At 69.5% G+C, this 22127-nt stretch carries 20 protein-coding genes and 1 riboswitch; of the genes, 16 read left to right on the plus strand and 4 right to left on the minus strand.

The window, feature by feature from the left end:
* Positions 1 to 242 precede the first annotated feature (242 nt).
* The 4 genes from ctaC (at position 243) to OG595_RS32005 (ending at position 4756) form a co-directional block, all read left to right on the plus strand.
* The gene (gene ctaC / locus OG595_RS31990; RefSeq protein ID WP_329278037.1) at positions 243 to 1235 is read left to right on the plus strand and encodes an aa3-type cytochrome oxidase subunit II; all 993 of its coding nucleotides are present in this window, start codon (positions 243 to 245) and stop codon (positions 1233 to 1235) included.
* A complete protein-coding gene (ctaD, locus tag OG595_RS31995) occupies positions 1232 to 2968 on the plus strand; it encodes an aa3-type cytochrome oxidase subunit I (RefSeq protein WP_329278038.1) in 1737 nt (578 codons plus the stop codon). The genes ctaC and ctaD overlap by 4 nt, the downstream gene beginning before the upstream one ends.
* Entirely contained in the window at positions 2965 to 3363 is a 399-nt protein-coding gene (locus OG595_RS32000; protein WP_053743865.1) for a cytochrome c oxidase subunit 4, read from the plus strand. The genes ctaD and OG595_RS32000 overlap by 4 nt, the downstream gene beginning before the upstream one ends.
* Before the next feature lie 130 nt (positions 3364 to 3493).
* Positions 3494 to 4756, plus strand: a complete 1263-nt coding sequence (locus OG595_RS32005) for a L,D-transpeptidase (protein ID WP_329278043.1) — start codon at positions 3494 to 3496, stop codon at positions 4754 to 4756.
* Between the two features lie 116 nt (positions 4757 to 4872).
* Here OG595_RS32005 and OG595_RS32010 read toward each other — a convergent pair whose 3' ends face one another.
* On the minus strand, positions 4873 to 5274 hold the full coding sequence (locus tag OG595_RS32010) for a hypothetical protein (RefSeq protein ID WP_329278045.1): 402 nt from the start codon (positions 5272 to 5274) through the stop codon (positions 4873 to 4875).
* A gap of 188 nt (positions 5275 to 5462) precedes the next feature.
* Between OG595_RS32010 and ctaE the strand changes: the two genes are divergently transcribed.
* From ctaE to OG595_RS32040, 6 genes are all read left to right on the plus strand, one after another.
* Positions 5463 to 6083, plus strand: a complete 621-nt coding sequence (gene ctaE / locus OG595_RS32015) for an aa3-type cytochrome oxidase subunit III (protein WP_053743868.1) — start codon at positions 5463 to 5465, stop codon at positions 6081 to 6083.
* An 83-nt stretch (positions 6084 to 6166) separates the two neighbouring features.
* On the plus strand, positions 6167 to 6979 hold the full coding sequence (gene qcrC, locus OG595_RS32020; RefSeq protein WP_329278049.1) for a cytochrome bc1 complex diheme cytochrome c subunit: 813 nt from the start codon (positions 6167 to 6169) through the stop codon (positions 6977 to 6979).
* The gene (qcrA, locus tag OG595_RS32025; RefSeq protein WP_329278051.1) at positions 6976 to 8034 is read left to right on the plus strand and encodes a cytochrome bc1 complex Rieske iron-sulfur subunit; all 1059 of its coding nucleotides are present in this window, start codon (positions 6976 to 6978) and stop codon (positions 8032 to 8034) included. Before qcrC ends, qcrA begins: the two co-directional genes overlap by 4 nt.
* A complete protein-coding gene (gene qcrB / locus OG595_RS32030) occupies positions 8031 to 9671 on the plus strand; it encodes a cytochrome bc1 complex cytochrome b subunit (protein WP_329278053.1) in 1641 nt (546 codons plus the stop codon). Before qcrA ends, qcrB begins: the two co-directional genes overlap by 4 nt.
* Positions 9672 to 9824: 153 nt before the next feature.
* Positions 9825 to 10889, plus strand: coding sequence for an anthranilate phosphoribosyltransferase (gene trpD / locus OG595_RS32035; RefSeq protein WP_329278055.1), 1065 nt, complete (start codon positions 9825 to 9827; stop codon positions 10887 to 10889).
* A gap of 86 nt (positions 10890 to 10975) precedes the next feature.
* Positions 10976 to 11093: riboswitch (SAM riboswitch) on the plus strand.
* 175 nt (positions 11094 to 11268) lie between these two features.
* The gene (locus OG595_RS32040) at positions 11269 to 12630 is read left to right on the plus strand and encodes an aminotransferase class V-fold PLP-dependent enzyme (RefSeq protein WP_329278057.1); all 1362 of its coding nucleotides are present in this window, start codon (positions 11269 to 11271) and stop codon (positions 12628 to 12630) included.
* A 104-nt stretch (positions 12631 to 12734) separates the two neighbouring features.
* Here the strand turns inward: OG595_RS32040 and OG595_RS32045 are convergent, their stop codons facing one another.
* Together OG595_RS32045 and OG595_RS32050 are read right to left on the minus strand one after the other, a co-directional pair.
* Positions 12735 to 13016, minus strand: a complete 282-nt coding sequence (locus tag OG595_RS32045) for an Lrp/AsnC family transcriptional regulator (protein ID WP_164314487.1) — start codon at positions 13014 to 13016, stop codon at positions 12735 to 12737.
* Between the two features lie 42 nt (positions 13017 to 13058).
* On the minus strand, positions 13059 to 13844 hold the full coding sequence (locus tag OG595_RS32050) for a rhomboid family intramembrane serine protease (RefSeq protein WP_329278062.1): 786 nt from the start codon (positions 13842 to 13844) through the stop codon (positions 13059 to 13061).
* Between the two features lie 159 nt (positions 13845 to 14003).
* On the opposite strand from OG595_RS32050, the gene OG595_RS32055 reads away from it, so the two are divergent.
* From OG595_RS32055 to OG595_RS32075, 5 genes are all read left to right on the plus strand, one after another.
* Positions 14004 to 14243, plus strand: coding sequence for a hypothetical protein (locus tag OG595_RS32055; RefSeq protein ID WP_329278064.1), 240 nt, complete (start codon positions 14004 to 14006; stop codon positions 14241 to 14243).
* Positions 14244 to 14282: 39 nt separating this feature from the next.
* Positions 14283 to 15632: an NYN domain-containing protein gene (locus OG595_RS32060; protein ID WP_329278067.1), complete on the plus strand. Its 1350-nt coding sequence runs from the start codon at positions 14283 to 14285 to the stop codon at positions 15630 to 15632.
* Positions 15633 to 15876: 244 nt separating this feature from the next.
* Positions 15877 to 16911: a C40 family peptidase gene (locus tag OG595_RS32065; protein WP_329278069.1), complete on the plus strand. Its 1035-nt coding sequence runs from the start codon at positions 15877 to 15879 to the stop codon at positions 16909 to 16911.
* A 254-nt stretch (positions 16912 to 17165) separates the two neighbouring features.
* Complete coding sequence (locus OG595_RS32070) at positions 17166 to 18194, plus strand: C40 family peptidase (protein ID WP_329278071.1); 1029 nt, start codon at positions 17166 to 17168, stop codon at positions 18192 to 18194.
* A gap of 49 nt (positions 18195 to 18243) precedes the next feature.
* Positions 18244 to 19458: a hypothetical protein gene (locus tag OG595_RS32075; RefSeq protein WP_443073230.1), complete on the plus strand. Its 1215-nt coding sequence runs from the start codon at positions 18244 to 18246 to the stop codon at positions 19456 to 19458.
* Here the strand turns inward: OG595_RS32075 and OG595_RS32080 are convergent.
* Complete coding sequence (locus OG595_RS32080) at positions 19446 to 20687, minus strand: glycosyltransferase family 87 protein (RefSeq protein ID WP_329278073.1); 1242 nt, start codon at positions 20685 to 20687, stop codon at positions 19446 to 19448. The genes OG595_RS32075 and OG595_RS32080 overlap by 13 nt on opposite strands.
* Before the next feature lie 156 nt (positions 20688 to 20843).
* Between OG595_RS32080 and OG595_RS32085 the strand changes: the two genes are divergently transcribed.
* Positions 20844 to 21986, plus strand: coding sequence for a glycosyltransferase family 4 protein (locus OG595_RS32085; RefSeq protein WP_329278075.1), 1143 nt, complete (start codon positions 20844 to 20846; stop codon positions 21984 to 21986).
* Positions 21987 to 22127 lie beyond the last annotated feature (141 nt).

Consider the following 22127-nt stretch of genomic DNA (forward strand, 5'->3'; position numbering starts at 1 on the left):
AGCGCACCCGCACCCGCCAACCGACAGAACCCCCCACCCCAGCAGGCGCCCGACTCCCCATCAGACCCCTTCGGGGTGACCCCCGGCGCGTTGGGGACCCTCCCCGCGCGACCCCAAATTGCGTCCAGTAGGGTTTGGTCCGCATAAACATCCAAACCCCTGCCCGACGCAGGGCGGCGACCGACCCCGAGAAGGCAGGCCGCAGCCGATCCGCGCGGGCGAGACTCTCGGGAAGGCGCTACGTGAGTCCCAACGGCTCCGACCTCCCCCACGCCCTGGGGGGCGCGGGCGGTACCCCCACGCCGCGGCGCCCGTTGCGGCGGAAGCTGCTGCAGGCATTGACTGCGGGCCTGGTCCTGGCGACCGCGACCGGTTGCACATACAAGGACTTCCCCCGCCTTGGTATGCCCACCCCCACCACGGAAGAGGCTCCCCGGATCCTCTCGCTGTGGCAGGGATCCTGGGCAGCCGCGCTCGCCACCGGCGTGCTGGTCTGGGGCCTGATCCTGTGGAGCGCCATGTTCCACCGGCGCAGCCGCACCAAGGTCGAAGTACCTCCGCAGACCCGGTACAACATGCCCATCGAGGCGCTGTACACCGTGGTTCCGCTGATCATCGTCTCGGTGCTCTTCTACTTCACGGCACGTGACGAGTCGAAGCTCCTCGACACCTCCAAGAAGCCCGACCTGACGGTCAACGTCGTGGGCTTCCAGTGGAGCTGGGGCTTCAACTACATCGAGAACGTCGAGGGTTCCACCGGCGACGCGAACACCGACGAGAACCTGGCCGCCATTCCGGACCGGTTCAAGAAGGACTTCCCGGCCAACGCCGGCGGTGTCTACGACGTCGGCACTCCCGGTGTGAAGAACCCGCAGACCGGCAACCCCGGCCCGACCCTCTGGCTGCCCAAGGGCAAGACGGTCCGCTTCGTCCTCACCTCGCGTGACGTCATCCACTCCTTCTGGGTGGTGCCGTTCCTGATGAAGCAGGACGTCATCCCGGGCCACACCAACGCCTTCCAGGTGACCCCCAACAAGGAGGGCACCTTCCTCGGCAAGTGTGCGGAGCTTTGCGGCGTCGACCACTCCCGGATGCTGTTCAACGTGAAGGTCGTCTCCCCCGAGCGCTACGAGCAGCACCTCAAGGACCTCGCGAAGAAGGGGCAGACCGGTTACATTCCCGCCGGCATCGCGCAGACGAGCCACGAGAAGAACCGGGAGACGACAAACCTGTGAGCATCCTCAACGAACCCCAGGGTGCCGCCGCAGCTGAGGACTCGTACGAGAACGAGCTGCCGGTACGGCGCAAGCAGCCCGGCAACGTGGTCATCAAGTGGCTCACCACCACGGACCACAAGACGATCGGCACGCTGTATCTGGTGACGTCGTTCGCGTTCTTCTGCATCGGTGGCGTGATGGCGCTCTTCATGCGCGCCGAGCTGGCCCGGCCGGGCCTTCAGATCATGTCGAACGAGCAGTTCAACCAGGCGTTCACGATGCACGGCACGATCATGCTGCTGATGTTCGCGACGCCGCTGTTCGCCGGCTTCACCAACTGGATCATGCCGCTGCAGATCGGCGCCCCCGACGTCGCGTTCCCGCGGCTGAACATGTTCGCCTACTGGCTGTACCTGTTCGGCTCGACGATCGCGGTCGGCGGCTTCCTCACCCCCAGCGGTGCTGCCGACTTCGGCTGGTTCGCCTACTCCCCGCTGTCCGACGCCGTCCGCTCCCCGGGCATCGGCGCCGACCTGTGGATCATGGGCCTGGCCTTCTCCGGCTTCGGCACCATCCTCGGCGCGGTCAACTTCATCACCACCATCATCTGCATGCGCGCACCCGGCATGACCATGTTCCGCATGCCGATCTTCGTGTGGAACGTGCTGCTGACCGCGGTCCTCGTCCTGCTGGCCTTCCCCGTTCTCGCCGCCGCGCTCTTCGCGCTGGAGGCGGATCGGAAATTCGGCGCACACATCTTCGATGCCGCCAACGGTGGTGCCCTGCTGTGGCAGCACCTGTTCTGGTTCTTCGGGCATCCGGAGGTGTACATCATCGCGCTGCCGTTCTTCGGCATCATCAGCGAGGTCATCCCGGTCTTCTCCCGCAAGCCGATGTTCGGCTACATGGGCCTGATCGGCGCGACCATCGCCATCGCCGGCCTCTCCGTGACGGTGTGGGCCCACCACATGTACGTCACCGGCGGAGTCCTCCTCCCGTTCTTCTCCTTCATGACGTTCCTCATCGCCGTACCGACGGGCGTGAAGTTCTTCAACTGGATCGGAACCATGTGGAAGGGGTCCCTGTCGTTCGAGACCCCGATGCTCTGGGCCACCGGCTTCCTCATCACCTTCACCTTCGGTGGTCTGACCGGTGTCATCCTGGCGTCGCCGCCGATGGACTTCCACGTCTCGGACTCCTACTTCGTGGTGGCGCACTTCCACTACGTGGTGTTCGGCACGGTCGTGTTCGCGATGTTCTCCGGCTTCCACTTCTGGTGGCCGAAGATGACCGGCAAGATGCTCGACGAACGCCTCGGCAAGATCACGTTCTGGACCCTGTTCATCGGCTTCCACGGCACCTTCCTCGTCCAGCACTGGCTGGGCGCCGAGGGCATGCCGCGCCGGTACGCGGACTACCTCGCGGCGGACGGCTTCACCGCGCTGAACACGATCTCGACGATCAGCTCGTTCCTGCTCGGTCTGTCCGTGCTCCCGTTCCTCTACAACGTGTGGAAGACCGCGAAGTACGGCAAGAAGGTCGAGGTCGACGACCCCTGGGGCTACGGCCGTTCGCTGGAGTGGGCCACCTCGTGCCCGCCCCCGCGGCACAACTTCCTCACCCTGCCGCGGATCCGCAGTGAATCCCCGGCCTTCGACCTGCACCACCCCGAGATCGCAGCGCTCGACCAGCTGGAGAACGCCGGGCACGGCGAGAAGGCTCTCGCGGGCAGCAAGGAGGCGGGCAAGTGAAGGTCCAGGGCAAGATGTTCATCTGGCTCGCCGTCTTCGTCCTCGCCATGGCGATCGTCTACGGCGTGTGGTCGAAGGAGCCGGCGGGCACCACGGCGCTCTTCCTGGCCTTCGGCCTGTGCATCATGGTCGGCTACTACCTGGCCTTCACGGCCCGGCGGGTCGACGTGGGCGCCCAGGACAACAAGGAAGCGGATGTCGCGGACGACGCCGGCGAGGTCGGGTTCTTCAGCCCGCACAGCTGGCAGCCGCTCTCGCTGGGCATCGGCGGCGCGCTCCTGTTCCTGAGCGTCGCGATCGGCTGGTGGCTGGCGTACTTCGCGGCCCCGATCCTCCTGATCGGCCTGTGGGGCTGGGTCTTCGAGTACTACCGCGGTGAGAACCGCACCCAGTAACACGCCCAGTGCTCAGGGGAGCCCGGACACTCCGTCAGGAGAGTCCGGGCTCCCTCTTTTGCCACACCCTCGTTCCCTCGCACGGATCACCCGCCGCGCCGAGGCCGCCGCACGTTCTTAGCGTGAGGGCATGAGGCACTCACCGCGTAACCGTACGGTCGTCAGCTGCACCCTCCTGGTGGCCGCCCTGGGCGCGTCCGCCACCGCCTGCGGCTCCGACGGCCATCCCCTTTCGGCGAAGCCGTACGACGCGGCTGAGCGGATCTCCTTCGGCGGCTCCGTCGGCGAGGGCGGGAAGGCCGACCCGGACAAGCCCCTGGAGGTCACCTCCGACGACTCCGACGACCGCATCACGGACGTCACCGCCGTCGACGAGAGCGGGCGCTACGTGGCCGGCGAGCTCTCCGCGGACGGCAGCCGCTGGCGCAGCACCTCCCCCCTGGCCGCGGGCGCCCGCTACACGGTCCGGGTGAGCACGGAGGACGAGGACGGCGCCCCCGGCCGCGAGACCCGCACCTTCGACACCAGCAGGCCGACCACCAAGAAGCGCCTCGACGTCACCTTCGGCCCGAAGGCGGGCACGTACGGCGTGGGCCAGCCGGTGACGGCCGAACTCAGCGAACCCGTACGGGGGAAGGCGCAGCGCGCGATAGTCGAGCGCGCCCTCAAGGTGGACTCGATCCCCACCACCGAGGGCGCGTGGCACTGGGTGGACGACAAGGAACTCCACTACCGGCCCAAGGAGTACTGGCCCGCCAAGGCCACCGTCCAGGTCCGCAGCAACCTGCCCGGCATCAAGGTCTCCGACCGACTCTGGGGCGGCAAGGCCAAGCCCCTGACGTTCAGCACCGGCGACCGGGTCATAGCCGTCACGGACGCGTCGTCCCACGAGATGACCGTCTACAAGAACGACAAGGTGATCAACACCATCCCCGTCACCACGGGGAAGCCCGGCTTCGAGACCCGCAACGGCGTCAAGGTCGTACTCGGCAAGGAGTACTTCGTACGTATGCGCGGCACCAGCATCGGGATAGCCGAGGGCAGTGCCGACTCGTACGACCTGCCGGTCTACTACGCCACCCGGGTGACCTGGAGCGGCGAGTACGTCCACGCGGCACCCTGGTCCGTGGGCTCCCAGGGCTCCGCCAACGTCAGCCACGGCTGCACCGGAATGAGCACCGGAAACGCCGAGTGGTTCTTCGACAACGTCCGGGAAGGCGACGTCGTCAAGGTCGTCAACTCCTACGGCGACACCATGGAGACCTTCGGCAACGGCTTCGGCGACTGGAACCTGAACTGGAAGAAGTGGCAGGGCGGAAGCGCCCTCGCGACCACTTCTCCAGAGGGCTCAAATCCAGCCAACCAGGTACGCCTGACCCCGCAGAGCATCTGACGAGGGGCGCGGGTCCCACCCAGGGGCGCGGGGCTGTGACATTTGCGGCTCCGCCGCGGGGCGCGACAAGCCACAGCGAACCCGCACCCGCCGAACAGACCGGTCGAACCGAGCTCTCAGGCGCTCAAGGCCTTCTTCGACCGCAGCAAAGAAGCCAACGCGGACGCGAACTCCACCGGATCCACCGGCAGGGTGACCGCTGCCTCGGCCCGGCTCCACGTCGCCAGCCACGCGTCCTGCGGCCGCCCGATCAGCAGCAGCACCGGCGGGCACTCGAAGATCTCGTCCTTGATCTGCCGGCAGATCCCCATGCCCCCCATGGGCACGGCCTCCCCGTCGAGCACACAGACGTCGATCCCGCCCTTGTCCAGCTCCTTCAGGACAGCGGCGGGCGTCGCACACTCGAGGAACTCGACGACGGGAACGTCGGGAGCGGGGCGCCGCCCCGTCGCCAACCGCACCTGCTCGCGGGTGTTGGAGTCATCGCTGTAGACCAGCACCGTGGCGGTCGGCTGCATTGTTCCCTCCGAGACATCAGCGTCGTACGGACAGACGGACGAGGTCCGTTGGGCCGGATGCTACTCCCTCGGAACCCCTTCCGGACCCCGCCGGGACAGCCGTCCGATGGGCCATACGGGCTGGACACACCCCACAGACACCCCGAACGGCACCCCCCGGCGTGAGGGCGGGATAAGCGACCGACATAATGTCGGTCGTGGCGACAGCAACGACAGTAGAAACCGGGCACGCGCACCCGTCGGTCAACCGGCCGAACCTCACCAGCGTCGGAACCATCATCTGGCTGAGTTCCGAGCTGATGTTCTTCGCGGCCCTCTTCGCGATGTACTTCACCCTGCGATCGGTGACCGGTCCGGATCACTGGAAGGAGATGGCGTCAAGCCTCAACTTCCCGTTCTCCGCGGCCAACACCACGATCCTGGTGCTTTCCTCCCTCACCTGCCAGCTCGGCGTGTTCGCCGCCGAGCGCGGTGACGTGAAGAAGCTCCGGATGTGGTTCATCGTCACCTTCGTGATGGGTGCGATCTTCATCGGCGGTCAGGTCTTCGAGTACACCGAGCTGGTCAAGAAGGACGGGCTCTCGCTCTCCTCCGACCCGTACGGCTCGGTGTTCTACCTGACCACCGGCTTCCACGGCATGCACGTGACGGGCGGTCTCATCGCGTTCCTGTTCGTCCTCGGCAGGACGTACGCGGCGCGAAGGTTCACCCATGAGCAGGCGACCGCCGCGATCGTCGTGTCCTACTACTGGCACTTCGTCGACGTCGTCTGGATCGGGCTCTTCGCCACGATCTACATGATCAAGTAGCCGGGCCCGCCCGATCCTCACATCGGGCCCGCCCGACACCTCCAGAAGACTCGACGCTGAAGATCCTGACACCGGGGTAATCCGTGAAAAAGCTCTCCGCACGACGACGCCATCCGATGGCGGCGGTCGTCGTCCTACTCATCGCGCTGGCGGCCATCGGGGGGCTGTACTCCGCTGTCGCGCCTACGGGCCAGGCGAAGGCCGATGAAACCGCCCAGTCCCTCACCATCACGGAGGGGCAGAGGCTGTACTCCGTGGGCTGCGCCAGCTGCCACGGCACCGGCGGTCAGGGGTCCTCCGACGGTCCGAGCCTCGTGGGCGTCGGCGCCGCCGCGGTCGACTTCCAGGTGGCGACCGGCCGCATGCCGGCCGCGACCTCGCAGGGCGCGCAGATCCCGAAGAAGAAGAACATCTACTCGCAGGCCCAGATCGACCAGCTCGCGACGTACATCGCGTCGCTGGGCACCGGTCCGTCCGTGCCGACCGAGGAGCAGTACGGCCCCGACGGCGCGGACATCGCCAAGGGCGGCGAGCTCTTCCGCACGAACTGCGCGCAGTGCCACAACTTCACCGGCAAGGGCGGTGCGCTCACGCACGGCAAGTTCGCCCCGAGCCTTGAGGGTGTCGACCCGAAGCACATCTACGAGGCCATGCAGACCGGCCCGCAGAACATGCCGTCCTTCCCCGACACGACGCTGTCGGAGAAGAACAAGAAGGACATCATCGCGTACCTCGACGCGGTCAACGGCGAGGACACCGTGGAGCCCGGCGGCCTCGGCCTGGGCGGTCTCGGACCGGTCAGCGAAGGCCTGTTCGCCTGGATCTTCGGCCTCGGAGCGCTCATCGCGGTCGCCGTTTGGGTCGCCGCTCGGACCGCAAAGGCCAAGAAGTCATGAGTAGCCAAGACATTCCAGAAGAGAACCTGCCCGCTGCGCAGGAGACAGAGCACGGTGCCGTGGGCGTCGCGGACGAGCAGAACCCGTTCGCGGACCCGGGGCTGCCGCCCCACGAACACCGTGTCCAGGACATCGACGAGCGGGCCGCCAAGCGGTCCGAGCGTGCGGTCGCCTTCCTGTTCACGCTGTCGATGCTGGCCACCGTCGCCTTCATCGCCTCGTACGTGGCGATCCCGCACGACAAGGCGATCTTCGTCTTCCCGATCGGGCACATCAACGCGCTGAACTTCGCGCTGGGCCTGTCCCTCGGGGTGGCGCTCTTCGCGATCGGCGCGGGCGCGGTCCACTGGGCCCGCACCCTGATGTCCGACGAGGAGCTCGTCGACGAGCGGCACGCGATCTCCGCGCCGCCCGAGGTCAAGGCGAAGGTCCTGGCCGACTTCAAGCAGGGCGCCAAGGAGTCCGCGATCGGCCGGCGCAAGCTGGTCCGCAACACGATGTTCGGCGCGCTGGCCCTGTTCCCGCTCTCCGGCGTCATGCTGCTGCGCGACCTCGGCACGCTGCCCGGCACGAAGCTGCGCCACACCCTGTGGTCCAAGGGCAAGCTGCTCGTCAACATGAACACGAACGAGCCGCTGCGCCCCTCGGACGTCGCGGTCGGGTCGCTCACCTTCGCCAAGCCCGAGGGCCTGGAGGAGGACGACCACGAGTTCCAGACCGAGATCGCCAAGGCCGCCCTGATGATCGTCCGCATCCAGCCGGACAACATCAAGGACAAGCGCGAGCTCGAGTGGTCCCACGAGGGAATCGTGGCGTACTCGAAGATCTGCACCCACGTCGGTTGCCCGATCTCCCTGTACGAGCAGCAGACGCACCACGTGCTCTGCCCCTGCCACCAGTCCACCTTCGACCTCTCCGACGGCGCCCGGGTGATCTTCGGCCCCGCCGGTCACGCCCTGCCGCAGCTGCGCATCGGCGTGAACGACGAGGGCTACCTTGAGGCGCTCGGCGACTTCTCCGAGCCCGTCGGTCCTGCCTTCTGGGAGCGCGGATGAGTACTACGGCAAACACGGACGCGCGTTCGTCGCGCGAGAAGGCGCCCGCCGGTGAGCGGGTCGCCGACTGGGCCGACGGCAGGCTGGGGATCTACTCCCTGGCCAAGGCCAACATGCGCAAGATCTTCCCCGACCACTGGTCGTTCATGCTCGGCGAAGTCTGCATGTACAGCTTCATCATCATCATCCTCACGGGTGTGTATCTGACGCTGTTCTTCCACCCGTCGATGAACGAGGTGGAGTACCACGGCAGCTACATCCCGCTGCAGGGCCAGCTGATGTCCGAGGCGTTCAACTCGACCATGCACATCTCCTTCGATGTGCGCGGTGGTCTGCTGATCCGGCAGATCCACCACTGGGCGGCGCTGATCTTCCTCGCCGGCATGTTCGTGCACATGATGCGCGTGTTCTTCACGGGTGCGTTCCGCAAGCCCCGCGAGGTCAACTGGCTGTTCGGGTTCCTGCTGTTCGTCCTGGGCATGTTCACCGGGTTCACCGGCTACTCGCTCCCTGACGACCTGCTCTCCGGCACCGGTGTGCGCTTCATGGAGGGCGCGGTCCTGTCCGTGCCGGTCGTGGGCACGTACCTGTCGTTCTTCCTGTTCGGCGGCGAGTTCCCCGGCGGCGACTTCGTGGCCCGGTTCTACTCGATCCACGTACTGCTGCTGCCGGGCATCATGCTCGGCCTGATGGTGGCGCACCTGATCCTGGTCTTCTACCACAAGCACACGCAGTTCGCGGGCCCCGGCAAGACGAACAACAACGTCGTCGGCATGCCGCTGCTGCCGGTCTACATGGCCAAGGCCGGAGGCTTCTTCTTCCTGGTCTTCGGTGTCATCGCGGTCATCGCGGCCATCGCCTCGATCAACCCGATCTGGGCCATGGGCCCCTACCGTCCGGACCAGGTGTCGACCGGCGCCCAGCCCGACTGGTACATGGGCTTCTCCGAGGGTCTGATCCGAGTCATGCCGGGCTGGGAGATCAACTTCTGGGGTCACACGCTCGTCCTGGGTGTGTTCATCCCGCTGATCATCTTCCCGCTGGTCCTGGTCGCGATCGCGGTCTACCCGTTCGTCGAGTCCTGGGTCACCGGCGACAAGCGCGAGCACCACATCCTGGACCGCCCGCGCAACGCGCCGACGCGCACGGCCTTCGGCGTCGCGTGGATCACCTGGTACATGGTGCTGCTGATCGGTGGTGGGAACGACCTCTGGGCCACGCACTTCCACCTGTCGATCAACGCGATCACCTGGTTCGTGCGGGTCGCGTTCTTCGTCGCCCCGGTCCTCGCGTTCATCGTCACCAAGCGGATCTGCCTCGGCCTCCAGCGCCGCGACAAGGACAAGGTGCTGCACGGCCGCGAGTCGGGCATCATCAAGCGCCTGCCGCACGGTGAGTTCATCGAGGTGCACGAGCCGCTCAGCCAGGAGGCCCTGCACACGCTCACCGCGCACGAGCAGTACGAGCCGGCCATGATCGGCGCGACGGTCGACGAGAACGGTGTCGAGCGCAAGGTCAAGGGCACGGAGAAGCTGCGCGCCAAGCTCAGCAAGTCGTACTACGGCGAGGACAGCCAGATCGCCAAGCCGACGACCGAGGAGTACAAGGAGATCACGAGCGGCCACGGCCACCACTGATCACCCCGCTTCGCCACACACGGTTGGAACGGCAGAAGGGCCCCGTCCGTACATCGGACGGGGTCCTTCGCCGTACCGCCGGGCTGGATAGGGTGTTCCCATTCCCACCAGAAGTCCCGCGGAGTCCCGACGGGACCGATCCAGGAGCGGCAGATGAGCGCTGTGAACCCCGCCGGAGGCGATACCGCGGCGGTCCGTTCCTGGCCCCGCGTGCTGAACGGCCTGCTCGACGGCCATGACCTGAGCGCCGCCGACACCGCCTGGGCGATGAACCTGATCATGGGCGGTGAGGCGACCGACGCGCAGATCGCCGGGTTCGTGGTGGCGCTGCGGGCCAAGGGCGAGACCGTCGAGGAGATCTCCGGGTTCGTCCAGGCGATGTACGAGCACGCCAACGTGATCGAGGTGCCGGGGCCGACCGTCGACATCGTCGGCACCGGCGGCGACGGCGCCAACACGGTGAACATCTCCACCATGTCGGCGATCGTCATCGCCGGCACGGGCGCCAAGGTCGTCAAGCACGGCAACCGGGCGGCCTCCTCGGCCTCCGGGGCGTCGGACGTGCTCGGGCAGCTCGGGGTCAATCTGGAGCTGACGCCGAAGAGGGTGGCCGAGGTGGCGGAGGAAGCCGGGATCACCTTCTGCTTCGCGGCGAAGTTCCATCCGGCGATGCGTCATGTGGGCGCCGCACGCGGCCAGTTGGGCATCCGGACGGTCTTCAACATCCTGGGCCCGCTGACCAACCCGGCGAAGGTCAGGGCGCAGGCCGTCGGGGTCGCCGACCCCCGGATGGCCCCCATCGTCGCCGGTGTCTTCGCCGAGCGCGGCAACTCGTCCCTGGTGTTCCGGGGCGACGACGGCCTCGACGAGCTGACGATCACCGCCACGTCCCGGGTGTGGGTCGTCCGGGACGGCAAGGTGACGGAGGAGGCCTTCGACCCGCGTGACGTCGGCATCGAGCTGGTCCCGGTGGAGGCCCTGCGCGGCGGCGACGCCGCCTACAACGCGGCGGTCGCCCGGCGGCTGCTGGACGGCGAGACCGGGCCCGTACGGGATGCCGTGCTGCTCAACTCGGCGGCGGCGCTGGTGGCGCTGGACCCGGGGCCGGGCTCACTGGCGGAGCAGATCGGCGCCGGGATGGTGAAGGCGGCGGAATCCGTCGACTCCGGGGCGGCGAAGCGGACGCTGGAGCGGTGGGCGGCGGCCACCAACGCGTAGCGGTTCCCTGCCTCTTCCCTGATGGGCGTCCCGCGATCCGGACACGGGTTGCGGGGCGTCGATCACTTCGGTTACGTTCTGTGCAAGGTCATGAGTGACAGTCATGAGGCCCCGGCCGACTGTCCGGCAACCCTCCGTCCGTGGCGGGGTGCCCCGGGATGAAGACCAGGCCGTAGGCGGCAAGGCTTACGGCAAGCGCGGGCCCCTCTCGACACCAGGGGTCCTGGTCGTTCGAGGGAGTCTTCCGTGAGCAAGCGAATGCGATAGGGCTGCCGAGCCCCGCCTCCGCGCACCCTTTTCACTTCACCTCTCTTCTTCTCCTCCGCTGAGCCATGTCCGCTCGCGCAGTGATTCCTCTTGCTTCTCACGGGAGTTCGCCATGTCTGTCTCCACCGTTGCCGCCGACCGGACTGTTTGTACCCCTCTGTCCGTTCTGGGACGCGATGTCACCGTGCCGCTCGTCACCGGTGGCGAGGTCACCTACGCAGCGCTCGACTACGCCGCCAGCGCCCCCGCGCTCCAGCGGGTCTGGGACGACGTGGCCGCGTACGCGCCCTACTACGGCAGCGTGCACCGGGGTGCCGGCTACCTCTCCCAGCTGTCGACGGACCTCTTCGAGAACGCCCGCCGGACGGTCACCGAGTTCCTGGACTGCCGCGCCGACGACCAGCTGATCTTCACCCGGTCCACCACCGACTCCCTCAACCTGCTCGCCGCCGCGCTGCCCGAGGGCTGCCAGGTCTTCGTCTTCGAGACCGAGCACCACGCCTCGCTGCTGCCCTGGCGGGACGCCCAGGTCACCTACCTCAACGCGCCGCGCACCCCTCAGCAGGCCGTGGCCAGGCTTCAGGAGGCCCTCGCCGCCCAAGCCCCCCAGGGCCCGGCCCTCGTCTGCGTCACCGGCGCCTCGAACGTCACCGGTGAGCTGTGGCCCGTACGGGAGCTGGCCGCCGTCGCCCACGCGTACGGCGCCCGGATCGTCCTCGACGCCGCGCAGCTCGCCCCGCACCACCCTGTCTCCGTCCAGGACCTGGACGTCGACTGGGTCGCCTTCTCCGGCCACAAGCTGTACGCGCCCTTCGGCTCCGGAGTCCTGGCCGGCCGCGCCGACTGGCTGCGCGCCGCCGACCCGTACCTCGCCGGTGGCGGCGCCAGCCGCAAGGTCACGCGGCGCACGGACGGGGGAGTGGACGTGGAGTGGCACGACACCGCCGCCCGGCACGAGGCCGGCTCGCCGAACGTCATCGGCGCCTACTCGATCGCCGCCGCCTGCAAGGCCCTCACGGAGGCCGGCTTCGAATCGCTGGTGGCCCGGGAGCAGTACCTGATCGACACCGTGCGGGCGGGACTGGCCGAGGTGCCCGAGGTGAGGGTGCTCTCGCTGTTCGGCGACGACGCTCCGCGCGTCGGTGTCATCTCGTTCGTGGTCGAGGGGTGGAACAGCTCGCACTTCGCCGCGGCGCTCTCCGCCGAGTACGGGATCGGGGTGCGGGACGGGCTGTTCTGCGCGCACCCGCTGGTGCGGACGCTGCTGGGGAGTGACCCGCAGACGCAGGGGGAGTGCGGGGCCCCCGAGGCCGCTCCCGGTGAGAAGTCGCTCAACGCGATTCGGGTGAGCTTTGGTGCGGGGACGCCCGATGAGCATGTGGAGCGGTTCGTGGGCGCGGTCAAGGAGCTTGTGCGGGACGGGGCCCGGTGGCAGTACCGGACCGAGGACGGGCGTTGCGTGCCGGCGGTTTGATCGCCCCCGCCGCCCTTACCCGTCCCGCCCCTGGGGGCCGCGCCCCCGGACCCCCTGTCGCGCCTAACGCGCTCGTCCTCAAACGCCGGACGGGCTATACGTCCTCAGCTGTCCAGGCCGATCGCGAACGCCGCTTCCAGGTCGTGCTGGGAGTACGTGCGGAACGCCACGTGGGTGTCCGTCGCCTCCACGCCCGGGATCTTGCTGATGCTGCCGGGGATGATCTCCGCCAGGTCCTCGTGGGCCTTGACGCGGACCATCGCGATCAGGTCGTACGTGCCGGTGACGGAGAAGACCTCGCTCACGCTGTCCAGGGCGGCGATCGACTCCGCGATCTCCGGGATCCGGTCCACGCTGGTCTTGATGAGCACGATCGCGGTGATCACGGCTGGTTCTCTCCCTCGGGGCCCGCTGCTGAGGGTCTCACCCTACTCGCGGTCCAGCCGGCCCGGTCGTTCTGCCGGAGGTCCCGGGGTCGTCCCCCGCGAAGGCGTGGCGGTCGTACGGCGATATCGCACCCACGCGTAGGCGAAGCCCAGCCCGAACCCCACCACGTGCGCCAGGTACGCCACCCCGGGCCCGGAGGACGCCCGGCCCGCCGCCGCCCACTGGAGGGCGGCCCAGAAGGGCAGGGTCAGCCAGGCCGGGAAGCGCAGCGGGAGAAAGAAGAGGAACGGGAAGAGGCTGGTGACGCGCGCGCCGGGGAACAGGTACAGGAACGCGCCCAGGATCGCCGAGATCGCGCCGGACGCCCCCACCAGCGTCTGCTGCGAGTCGGCGTTGGCCGCGGCGTACCCCAGCAGGGCGAGACAGCCGCAGCCCAGATAGAAGAGGGCGAACTCCAGGTGCCCGAGGCGTTCCTCCGTCATCGCGCCGAAGACGTAGAGGAAGAGCATGTTGCCCAGCAGGTGGACCCAGCTGCCGTGGACGAACAGTGCCGTGGCCGGGGTGAGTGCGGCCCGCGGGGCGCCGGTGAAGAGGTCGGCGGGGACCACGCCCCAGCGGCGGAAGTAGGCCCGCTGGGCGGTCAGCAGGGCGTCCCCGGTGCCGTACCCGGGGTTCAGGCCCGAGGCGGGGCCGATGACGAAGAGCAGACAGCAGACGGCGATCAGCCCGTACGTCACCGGCGCCGACTGGGCGCGAACCGATCTGCGGACCGATCCGTGGACCGATCCGTGGGCTGCCGTACGCCACTTTTCGAACTCGCCGATCATGGACACAGAGCATGACGTAACGGGACCGAACAGTGCAGACCGCCTCGCCGCTGTGGACGGACGGGCGGTGGGTACCCGCCAGGCCTTAGGGTTACGAGCCACATGCTCCAGGGAAACTGGCGCAGCACGGATACTAGAAGGAAAGCGAACATATCCACGATGACGGTTCCTCTGCCTACCGACTCGACCCGGTGGCGCTGTGCTCTGTGCGGCAACCTCACGCGTTTCGACGTGACCCGTTCCTCCAAGGTCGTGGAGTACGTCCACCTCGACCTGGCCGGGGACCCGAACGTGGAGGAGCGCGAGGTGGTCAGTGAGACCATCGAGTCCGTGCGCTGCCGTTGGTGCAACGCCGTGGATCAGGTGGAACTCGTGGACAGGCCGGGCGCCGGCTCCTGACGGGAGCGGGCCCCGCGCCGGAACTGGTTGGGGTGACGGATGGTGGAGACCACAGGCGGGGAGCCGGGCGACGGCGCCGCCGAGGTGCTCGACCGCCCGCTGCCCGACGGCGTGCGCAGACGCGTCGTACAGATCGTCTCGGACGGGTTCGGCGGGCTCACCGTGGCCGAACTGCCCGCCCAGTTGCGGCAGTACGCGCGGTTCGCGCCCAATCGGCGGGCCAAGTTCGCCGGTAACGCGATGGCCGCCGCGCTGGAGACCGATGCGCTGTTCCGGCAGCGCATCGGGGAGAAGCTGAAGGAGGCCCAGCCCGAGCTGGCCGGGGCTCTCGACGCGGGTTCGCCGCCACCGGCCGCCGATCCGCTGGACGTGGCCGCCGCGGCCTATGTGCTGCGGCCCACGGGCTGGGTGAAGCTCGTCACCGCGGCCGGTGAGGAGGCGCAGCGCGCCGACGCCGAGCGTGCGGACGAGGAGAGCCGGGCCGAACTGGAGCGGCTGCGTGAGGAGTTGACCGCGGCCCGCGACCTCACCCGTACCGAGACCGAGCGGCTGCGTACGGAGCTGGAGTCGGCGAGGAAGGAAGCCGAATCGCTGCACCGCAAGCTGCGCGCCGCCCTCAGCGACGTCAAGCGCGGCGAGGCGGCCCTGCGCAAGGCGCACGCCGAGATGGAGACCCTGCGCACCGAGGGGCACTCGCAGGTCTCCTCGGCGGAGAGCGAGGCCCGGCGGCTCAAGGGGCGGCTGAGCGAGGTCGAGGCCGCGCTGGAGGCCAGCAGACGCGCCGCCCGGGAGGGGCGCAGCGTCGAGGACATGCGCGTACGGCTGCTGCTGGACACCGTGCTGGAGGCGGCCCAGGGGCTGCGGCGGGAGCTGGCGCTGCCGCCGGTGTCGGTACGGCCGGCCGAGACCGTGGACGCGGTCGAGCCGGGGCGGATGACGCCGAAGGACATCGCCGCCCGGGCGCTGTCCGAGAACGATCCGGCGATTCTCGACCAGCTGCTGGCGCTGCCGCAGGCGCATCTGGTCGTCGACGGCTACAACGTGACGAAGACCGGCTATCCGCAGATGCCGTTGGAGAAGCAGCGGCTGCGGCTGCTGGGGCAGCTGTCGCAGCTCGCCGCGCAGACCGGGGCCGAGGTCACCTGTGTCTTCGACGGGGCGGAGCTGGCCGCCCCGGTGCTGCTGGCGCCGCCGCGCGGGGTGCGGGTGCTGTTCTCGAAGGCCGGTGTCACCGCCGACGAGTTGATCCGCCAGCTGGTGCGCGCGGAGCCGCCCGGCCGGCCGGTCATCGTCGTGTCGACGGACCGCGAGGTGGCCGACGGTATCGCCAAGGCGGGTGCCCGGCCGGTGGCTTCGGTGGTGCTGCTGAAGCGGTTCTCGCGCGGCTGACCACGGCAGACGGCAGCCGACAACATACGGGCGTAATGACCGAATTGGCAGAACTGTCAGGCAACCTAGCGTCAATCGAGCATTGCTGTATGTGTGTTGTGTGTAAAAAATGCGATGAGTGACAAACATTTTTCGCGTCAGGATTTGAACTGATCACAAGAAGGTCACTAGGGTCAGGCCTCGAACCTCCGCTCGGGCGATCACTCAAAGGGAGTGACAGCGGGAGAAGAAGGAGTTCGCCTCCGTGGCGTCCCATCGTCGACCGAAGCAGCCGAGCCGCACCCGCGTGACCGTGCTCACCACCGCCGCCGCTGCCGCCGTGGCCCTCAGCGCCAATGCCGCCAACGCGGCACCGAGCGAGAAGCCGAGCAAGGACGAGGTCAAGGCCAAGGTCGACAAGCTCTACGAGCAGGCGGAGCAGGCCACCGAGAAGCTCAACGGGGCCGAGGAGAAGCAGGACCGGCTGGAGAAGGAGATCTCCACCCTCCAGGACAACGTCGCCCGCGGCCAGGACGAGCTCAACGAGCTGCGCGACGGCCTCGGACTCGCCGCCGCCGCCCAGTACCGCACCGGCAGCATCGACCCCTCCCTTCAGCTCTTCCTCTCCGCCGACCCGGACGACTACCTCGACAAGGCGTCCACGATGGACCAGCTGAGCGCTCAGCAGGTCGAGTCGCTCAAGAAGGTCCAGGAGAAGCAGCGCGCGCTCGCCCAGCAGCGCTCCGAGGCCGGCGAGAAGCTCCAGGACCTCGCGGACACCCGCACCGAACTGGCCAAGAAGAAGAAGGAAGTCCAGGGCAGGCTCGCCGAGGCGCAGAAGCTCCTCAACTCCATGACCGCGGCGGAGAAGGCGGCCCTCGCCGCCGCCGACGCCCGCGCCAGCCGGGCCAGCGCGCGCACTGCCCTCGACGGTTCGGAGGCGCCCGTCACGGGCCGCGCCGGTTCCGCGTACGCCGCCGCGCAGAGCAAGATCGGCTCCCCGTACGTCTACGGCGCCTCGGGCCCCGACTCCTTCGACTGCTCGGGCTTCACCTCCTGGGCGTTCGCCCAGGCCGGCATCCAGATACCCCGGACCTCCCAGGACCAGGCCAACGCCGGTACGCGCATCTACTCGCAGAGCGATCTCCAGGTCGGTGACCTGGTCATCTTCTACAGCGACATGCACCACGTCGGCTTCTACGCCGGCAACGGCCAGGTCCTGCACGCGCCGCGCAGCGGCACGGTCGTGCGGTACGAGTCGATCGACAACATGCCGTTCCAGTTCGGCGTACGGATCTGATCCTCTCTTCGACGGATCGGATCGTCGTACTCCTTCCGGGTCTGTTCAAGATCAGGACACGTTGACGCCCGAACGGGCGAATCACGACACCGTCCGCTGACCCCGCGCCCCGCCCATGACCTGCGTCATAGGCGGGGCGTCACCGTGTGTGCCCGCCGAGGTCTTTGGTCCGCGCGTAGTCGCACGGCTACTGTCTGGCGCGCCCCCAACACCGGGGGAGCATGCGTCCGCCAGCGGAAGGAGTGCGGCTTCTCGTGGGGTTCCATCGCCGCCTTGTACCGTCCGGGTTCGACCGGGGAGCCAGCGCCGCAGGCGCCGCCCTCACCGTGTTGTCCGCCGCAGCCGCGGCTCTCGGCGCCGCCGTGCCGTCGGCCACCGCCGCGCCGACCGACCACACCCGGGCCGAGGTGGACCGGCTCTACACGGCCGCCGAGAAGGCCACCGAGTCCTACAACCGGGCCGACGAGCGCGCCGACGCGCTGCGCGAGCAGGTGACCCTGGCGCAGGACCGGATCGCCCGTCAGCAGCTGCGCATCAACACCATGCGGGAGGCGCTCGGTTCGCTCGCGGGCGCCCAGTACCGGGCCGGGGGCCTCGACCCCTCGCTCGCGCTGCTGTTCTCCGACGACCCGGACGAGTACCTGGAGAAGGCCGCCGCGCTCGACCGGATCAACGTCCACCAGGCCGGTGAGCTCAGGGAACTCCAGGCGGCCATGCGGGAACTCGCCCAGGAGCGCGCGGAGGCCACCGGCAAGCTCGCCGAGCTCGACCGCAGCCGCAAGGCGGTCGCCGTGCACAAGCGGACCGTCGAACAGAAGCTGGCGAAGGCGCGGGCGCTGCTCAACTCGCTGCCGTCCGCGGACCGGGCCGCCTACGACCGGGCCTCCCGGTCCGACCGCACCGACCTGCCCGACCCCGGGAACGCCGCCGCGCCGAGCGCCCGTGCGGCAGCCGCCGTCGCCGCGGCCCGGGCGGCGCTGGGCAGTCCGTACGTCTGGGGCTCCAACGGGCCCTCCGGCTTCGACTGTTCGGGCCTGATGCAGTGGTCGTACGCGAAGGCCGGGGTCTCCCTGCCGCGCACCTCGCAGGCCCAGCGGTACGCCGGGCAGCAGGTCCCGCTCTCCCAGGCCCAGCCCGGCGACCTGGTCACCTACCGGTCCGATGCCAGCCACGTCGGGATGTACGTGGGCAACGGCCAGGTGATCCACGCCCCTTATCCGGGTGCTCCGGTGCGGTACGACCCGGTGGGCATGATGCCCGTCTCGTCGGTCACCAGGGTCTGAACGTCCGGTGCGTCCCCTTTCCTGACAATCGGCCCGTACGATCGTCGGCGTGGCTGGTCGACGGCGTGCGTGGGGTGGGGGGCGGGTCCGGGGCGTGACGCTCTGGCTGCTGCTCGGCGCGCTCGTCTCCCTCGTCGTGTGCGGCGGGGGCCGGTCGGCGACCGACACCGCCTCCGCCGACGTACGACGGCTGCTGGACCGGCGGGCCGCGGCCGTCCTCGCCGGTGACGGACCGGCGTACGCGCGGACCGGCGCGCCGGCGGAGTTCACGCGGCTGAGCGCGCTCCCGCTGACGGCCTGGTCGTACCGGCTGACCGCCCTGCACCGCGCCGACGGCGACGGGGCCACCGCCGACGTCGAACTGAGCTACCGCGTCGAGGGCATCGACAAGGCCCCCGTGAAGGTCGGGCGCACACTGAGCCTCACGGAGCGGGACGGCGGCCAGTGGTACGTCGACGACGACGAGCCCGCCCGGAAGACGGGCCAGCAGCTGTGGGACCAGGGGACCGTACGGGCCGTACGCGGGACGCACAGCCTAGTCCTGGGGGTCGGCCAGTCACCGGAGTCCCTGCGCCGCTACGCGGACCTCGCCGACCGGGCCGTGCCCGCCGTGACGGAGGCGTGGGGCGGGGCGTGGACGAAGCGGGTCGTCGTCCTCGTACCGAAGTCGCTGGACGGGATGGCGGGGCTGCTCGGGTCCCCGGCCTCCGCCTACCGGGGGATCGCGGCGGTCACCACCGGGGAGGTCGGAGGGTCGGCCAGGGCGCCGGCGGACCGGATCATCGTCAACCCCGAGGCGTACGCCGTGCTCGGCGACTTCGGCAAGCAGGTCGTGCTCACCCACGAGACCACGCACGTGGCGACCCGTACCGCCACCACGGCGGCCACGCCCCTGTGGCTCTCCGAGGGCTACGCGGACTGGGTCGGCTACCGGTCCACCGGCCGCACGGCCGTCCAGGCGGCCCCCGAACTGGCCCGTGCCGTGGCCTCCGGCGAGGTGCCCGACGCGCTGCCCGAGGACGCGGACTTCGGCTTCGGCGGGGACGCGACGAAGCTGGCCCAGGCGTACGAGGGCGGCTGGCTGGCGTGCCGGATGGTCGCCGACCGGTGGGGCGAGGTGCGGCTCGGTGAGTTCTACCGGGCCGTGGGGGCGCACGGGAAGCGGGCGGGGGCCGTCGAGGGGGCCCTGGGGAAGGTGCTGGGGACGACGCCCGCGGAGTTCACGCGGCTGTGGCAGGCGTATCTCCGCGCTCAGCTCGGCTGAGTCTGCCGGGCGCGGGCGGCCTGATCGGGCAGCGGCGGGAGCTGCGCCCGGGGCGGGGCCGTCGTGCGCCACAGCTCCAGGGCCGCCGTGAGGGCCGCGACGACCAGGAGACCGTTGCGGGTGAACAGGAGGGCCATGCCGTAGGCGTCGCCGGCGACCACGTGCGCGAAGCCGATCGGGAACTCCAGGACCGTCACCAGGCACGCGACGACGACCAGGGCGGCGGGCAGGGTCATACGGCTCGCGCGGAAGCACAGGCAGACGGCGGCCAGGCCCACCAGCCACACCATGTACTGCGGGCTGATCACCCGGCTGGTCACCGTGAACAGCAGTACCGCCACGAAGGCCGCGTCGGCGAGGGTGTGCGGCAGGAAGCGGGTGGCGCGCAGCCGCCACAGCAGCAGCCAGCCGAAGGCGGCCACGGTCAGCAGCAGTGCCACCGTGCTCACCGTCCGCACGAACGGGCCCAGGAATTCGATGGAGCCGTAGTTCAGTGCCACCCGGCCCTCCCAGCCGAAGTGCCGGCCGACATGGAAGACGAGGGCGCCCAGCGACTCCACCTCGGTGCCCCGGTCGCCCTGGAAGGCCAGAAAGGCGAAGGCGCCGGGCATGGCCACCGCGAACAGCGACGCCAGCACGGCCACCGTGACGGCCGCCGAGGCCCACGCCCGCCGCCGTACGGCCCCCACCAGCAGCAGGGCGGGCCAGACCTTCAGGAGGGCCCCGAAGCCCGCCAGGGCACCCATGAGACGCGGATGCCGGGCCCCGGCGAGCAGAGCGGCCACCGCCACGGCGGTCACCATCACGTCGTACCGGGCGTACACGGTCGGGCCCAGCAGCGGTACGCCCACCACCCACACCCAGGCGCCGCGCGGGGTCCGGCCGGGGCGCCCGCCCGCGTGGACGAGCAGGGCGAGGACGACGAGGTCGGCGAGGAAGGCCAGCACGAAGAACGCCGACGCGTAGTCCAGGAAGGGCAGGGCGGCGGGGGAGAGGATCGCGAGGGCGGCGGCGGGCGGGTACTGCCAGGTGACGTCGGCCAGCGGGAAGGTGCCTTCGCGCAGCACCTCGTACCAGCCGTGGTAGATCACCGAGACGTCGCTCGTGACGTCCGGGCCCGGGAAGACGAACACCTTGAACACGAACAGCAGCAGGAGCAGCCGGGTCGGGCCCCAGACGCTCAGCAGTGCCACGGGGAGCCGCAGCCGTCCTCTGCCCGCGATGTCCACCTGAACCCCTGTTCGTGCCGCCGTGCAGGCCGCGTGAGCCGTCAACCGATGGGCGGCCATGGTCTCCCGCTCGGCTGTGCGAACGCCATCAAGCGGGGCCGGACACCTGTGAGGGTTCTGGGAGGGTGCGGTGGGCGGTTCGGTAGGGTCGGCGGCGTGCACAAGACCCTGATCGTGACGAACGACTTCCCGCCCCGTCCGGGGGGTATCCAGGCCTTCCTGCACAACATGGCGCTGCGCCTCGACCCCGACCGGGTCGTCGTCTACGCCTCCACCTGGAAGCGGGGCCCCGAGGGCGCCCGGGCCACGGCCGCGTTCGACGCCGAGCAGCCCTTCACCGTCGTACGGGACCGGACGACGATGCTGCTGCCCACGCCGGCGGTGACCGGGCGGGCCGTCGGGCTGCTGCGTGAACACGGCTGTACGTCGGTGTGGTTCGGGGCGGCGGCGCCGCTCGGGCTGATGGCGCCGGCCCTGCGGAAGGCGGGCGCCGAGCGGCTGGTGGCTACCACCCACGGTCACGAGGCCGGATGGGCTCAGCTGCCTGCGGCGCGTCAACTGCTGCGCAGGATCGGCGAGTCGACGGACACGATCACCTACCTGGGCGAGTACACGCGGTCGCGGATCGCCGCCGCGCTGAGCCCCCGGGCGGCCCGGCGGATGGTCCAACTGCCGCCCGGGGTCGACGAGAAGACCTTCCACCCGGAGTCGGGGGGTGCCGCGGTGCGCGCCCGGCTCGGGCTCACCGACCGGCCCGTGGTCGTGTGCGTCTCGCGGCTGGTCCCGCGCAAGGGGCAGGACACGCTGATCCTCGCGATGCCCCGCATCCTCGCGGTCGAGCCGGAGACGGTCCTGCTGATCGTCGGGGGCGGGCCCTACGCGCGGGAGCTGCGCAAGCTCGCGCACGAGACCGGTGTCGCCGACTCGGTCCGGTTCACCGGGCCGGTGCCCTGGGCCGAGCTGCCCGCCCACTACGGCGCCGGTGACGTCTTCGCGATGCCGTGCCGGACGCGCCAGGGCGGTCTCGACGTCGAGGGGCTCGGGATCGTGTACCTGGAGGCGTCCGCGACGGGGCTGCCGGTGGTCGCCGGTGACTCGGGGGGCGCGCCGGACGCCGTCCTGGACGGCGAGACCGGCTGGGTGGTGCGCGGCACCTCCGTGGAGGAGGCCGCCGACCGGATCACCGTCCTGCTGGGCGACGCCGAACTGCGTGCCCGGATGGGGGAGCGGGGGCGGGCCTGGGTCGAGGAGAAGTGGCGCTGGGACCTGCTGGCGGAGGAGCTGAAGGCGTTGCTGTGACGGCAAACGTTCTCCGCTTCCGAACATGTGCAGGTACGCACCTACTAGGCGGAACCTGAAATTCCGCCGATGCTGCGCTCATGACAGAAAAGCTGATACACCGTCAGTTGACGCAGCATCACCTGACGAGACGTCAAATAC

The sequence above is a fragment of the Streptomyces sp. NBC_01451 genome (assembly GCF_036227485.1).
Lineage (GTDB): Bacteria > Actinomycetota > Actinomycetes > Streptomycetales > Streptomycetaceae > Streptomyces.

Coding starts and splice junctions, on each gene's coding strand:
- trpD (WP_329278055.1), top strand. CDS start 9,825: ATGAGCGCTGTGAACCCCGCCGGAGGCGATACCGCGGCGGTCCGTTCC.
- qcrB (WP_329278053.1), top strand. CDS start 8,031: ATGAGTACTACGGCAAACACGGACGCGCGTTCGTCGCGCGAGAAGGCG.
- OG595_RS32040 (WP_329278057.1), top strand. CDS start 11,269: ATGTCTGTCTCCACCGTTGCCGCCGACCGGACTGTTTGTACCCCTCTG.
- OG595_RS32005 (WP_329278043.1), top strand. CDS start 3,494: ATGAGGCACTCACCGCGTAACCGTACGGTCGTCAGCTGCACCCTCCTG.
- qcrA (WP_329278051.1), top strand. CDS start 6,976: ATGAGTAGCCAAGACATTCCAGAAGAGAACCTGCCCGCTGCGCAGGAG.
- OG595_RS32060 (WP_329278067.1), top strand. CDS start 14,283: ATGGTGGAGACCACAGGCGGGGAGCCGGGCGACGGCGCCGCCGAGGTG.
- ctaE (WP_053743868.1), top strand. CDS start 5,463: ATGTCGGTCGTGGCGACAGCAACGACAGTAGAAACCGGGCACGCGCAC.
- OG595_RS32010 (WP_329278045.1), bottom strand. CDS start 5,274: ATGCAGCCGACCGCCACGGTGCTGGTCTACAGCGATGACTCCAACACC.
- OG595_RS32055 (WP_329278064.1), top strand. CDS start 14,004: ATGACGGTTCCTCTGCCTACCGACTCGACCCGGTGGCGCTGTGCTCTG.
- OG595_RS32050 (WP_329278062.1), bottom strand. CDS start 13,844: ATGATCGGCGAGTTCGAAAAGTGGCGTACGGCAGCCCACGGATCGGTC.